The organism is Frankia sp. CcCS3 (assembly GCF_977927575.1).
Genome location: NZ_CDWRCL010000358.1, coordinates 1 through 2,598 on the forward strand (window position 1 = coordinate 1; position 2,598 = coordinate 2,598).

Below are 2,598 nucleotides of genomic sequence, written 5' to 3' on the forward strand. Positions count from 1 at the left end.
AGTACTAGATCTGGATCTGGATCTGGATCTGGCTCTGGCTCACTTTCGGTGGTGACGGAACGTTAGCCGAGCAGGATGCGGTGGCGTAGCAGGGGGAATCCTGCTCGGCCGTGCATCTGGCGCATGATCCGTTTGGTCTTGGTGTTCACGCCACCTGGCCGTACCGCGACCTGATCGCGCGGCTCGACTTCATCCCGGTCATCTCCGGGGAGCAGAACGAGAAGGACTGGCGCGACTGGACCGACGAGGGCCGGCAGAAGACCGTCATCGAGGAGTTCAAGAAGCCCCTGCCCGCGCTCGACGACCCGGCACCGGACCCGGCCGCTACCAGTACGGTCGCCTTCCTGCTGGTTAAGTCGATGCTGCTGACCGGCTTCGACGCGGCCGTCGACCAGGTGCTCTACCTCGACCAGCGGATCAAGGAAGCCGAGTTGCTCCAGGCCATCGCCCGGGTGAACCGCACCGCGCGGGGCAAGGCCAACGGCCACGTCGTCGACTACTTCGGCGTTGCCAAACACCTGCACGCCGCGCTGGAAGCGTATGCCGCCGAGGACATCGACGGGACGCTGGCAAGCATCACCGACGAGCTCCCGCTGCTGGCCGACCGGCACGCCCGGGTCCGCGCACTGTTCACCGACCGCGGCCTCGACAACACCCCGCCGACTCCCGACGGAGACCGCCGGATAGGTGCATGACGGCCGGGATACATCCTCGCCGAGGCGACAGCCGATCTCACCCTCACTACGGCCTGTAGTTGAGATCTACCGGTACGTCCAAGGCTCGAACCAAATGATCAGCGCTCGGCCTGGGCATCTTCCACTCGATCAACAGTTAGAACCTATAGAATTTATCTATTTGACCAGGTCAACGGCATAATTACAGATTGTGGTGGGGCGGGTGGGGCTCGAACCCGCGACCGACGGAAACACCGTCGCAGCCACGACGTCCACACCGCCGGCACGGTGCCGCACGTGTCGTCGAGGTGTCACCCTGTTCCCGTGGCCACACCGTCGATCCATCAGCCCAGCCAGCGCCGACTCACCGACAGCGACGATCCCGGGCCGAACGACGATCCCGAGCAGCTCCGGCTCTTCCACCGCTGGCGTGCGGCCCGGTCACCGTCGTCGGTGGTTCATCTCGACTCGGCCGGCGCGGCCCGCCCCAGTCGGGCCACGATCGCGGCCGAGACCGCGTACCTGGAGAGCGAGAGCGAACTCGGCGCGTACGCCGCCGAGGTGGAGGCAGGCAGCGGGCTCCACGCCACGCGGGCCAGGCTCGTCAGCCTGATGGGCCCGGGACTCGACGCTGACGACCTGAGCTTCCACCATTCGGCGAGCGCGGCTTTCGCCACCCTGCTGATGGCCTGGCGGCTCCCCGCCGGGGCGAGGATCGGCGTGGTACCGAGCGAGTACGGGTCCAACATGCTCGTACTCGCCGCCCGGGCGCTGCGCACCGCGGTCTCGCTAGTCGATCTTCCCGTCGACGAGACCGGGGTCATCGACGTCGAGACCCTCGACCGGGCCGGAGTGGCCTGCGCCGATGCACCCGGGCGCATCGGTCTCGCCGACCTCGACCTCGTGGTGTTTCCGCAGGTGCCAAGCCAACGGGGCATCGTTCAGCCGGCAGCCGCGATCGGTGCGCGCTGCGCGGCCGAAGGCGTCCCCCTGGTACTCGACGTGGCGCAGTCCCTCGGCCAGGTCGAGGTGAGCCAGACCGCGGCCAGCGCCTATATCGGAACGTCGAGAAAATGGCTCTGCGGGCCACGAGGAGCAGGATTTCTCGCCGTCCGGAAAGGCAGCGTCGATCTTCTTGATATCGCCGTGCCGAGCCTGCACAGCGCACGCTTCGACCGCAACGACCGTCCGGTTCCTCTCCCCGGACTGGCCCGGCTCGGGATAGGCGAGGCGGCGACCGTGTCCCGCATCGGCCTGGGGCAGGCCGTCACGGAACTGATGGATTCCGGCCCGTCACGTGTCTTCGCCCGCATCGCACGGCTGGCCGGTCAGGGAAGGCACCTTCTCGACGGGGCCGGCGGCTGGCGGGTGCGCGAGGACCCAGATTCGCCATGCGGCATCATCACCATGCAACCGCCCCCCGGCACCGATCCGGTGGCCGTCCGGGACCGGCTCTACCGAGAAGACCGGGTGCTCGCCAGTGCCATCCCCGTGGATCGCTCCCGGGATCTCACCGGGCCGGTCCTCCGCACGAGCGCGCACGTCTATACCGATCCGGCGGAGTTCGAAAGGCTGGCCATGGGGCTCGAGCGCATCGCCTACGATCGTTGACGTCTCGGCGGCCACCTGCCCGCAGGCCGACCAGCTCATCCAGGCGGCCAGCCCTGTCTTTCGGTCGATCGGTGACCGAGGGTTATCATGTTTCAGATCGTAGATCTGTCCCGGTCCTGTCGGCTCATCCTGGGCTGATGTTGCGGAACCGGAATGCGATAAATGCTGGTTCCTGGCGCAGCCGTTCGTAGCCAGTGGGGTCGCGGTCGCGAAGGGCGGGGATGGGCTGCGGCTCGACGAGGCGGTCCAGTCTGACGCCCGACCAGCCAGCGCATCTTCGGCTATCACCGCCCTCCTACGTGCCACTAGGGCC

Annotated in this window: 2 protein-coding genes; both read left to right on the plus strand. The window is 67.4% G+C overall.

Annotated features, from left to right (window positions below):
* Positions 1 to 110: 110 nt before the first annotated feature.
* Entirely contained in the window at positions 111 to 695 is a 585-nt protein-coding gene (locus tag AC08OQ_RS19130) for a type I restriction enzyme subunit R domain-containing protein (protein ID WP_476602423.1), read from the plus strand.
* Positions 696 to 998: 303 nt separating this feature from the next.
* Complete coding sequence (locus AC08OQ_RS19135; protein WP_476602424.1) at positions 999 to 2,285, plus strand: aminotransferase class V-fold PLP-dependent enzyme; 1,287 nt, start codon at positions 999 to 1,001, stop codon at positions 2,283 to 2,285.
* Positions 2,286 to 2,598: the final 313 nt, after the last annotated feature.